Below are 257 nucleotides of genomic sequence, written 5' to 3' on the forward strand. Positions count from 1 at the left end.
AAGCTTGTTTGCCAGCTCCCCGTAGCTTTTCGCAGGCTACCGCGTCCTTCATCGCCTGTGATCGCCAAGGCATCCACCACATGCACTTGTTCGCTTGACCCTATAACGAGTCTGTCTCATCGACAGTCGCTACAGGTTGAGTTCTCGCATTTGTGCCGTATTCCAATTGAGTCAAACATAGAGTTCGAATCATCTTGAGATACATCGATACAATCACAACCCGGATAGTTTTCACGTCCATCTCATAGACGCTTCCG

1 rRNA gene is annotated in these 257 nt (G+C 49.0%); it reads right to left on the minus strand.

Annotation, left to right across the window (positions count from 1 at the left end):
• Positions 1-100: ribosomal RNA gene (locus tag G3O06_RS48770) — 23S ribosomal RNA — on the minus strand; the annotation flags it as partial.
• Positions 101-257 lie beyond the last annotated feature (157 nt).

Origin of the sequence: Burkholderia sp. Ac-20345, assembly GCF_017104825.1 — a bacterium.
Lineage (GTDB): Bacteria > Pseudomonadota > Gammaproteobacteria > Burkholderiales > Burkholderiaceae > Burkholderia > Burkholderia lata_B.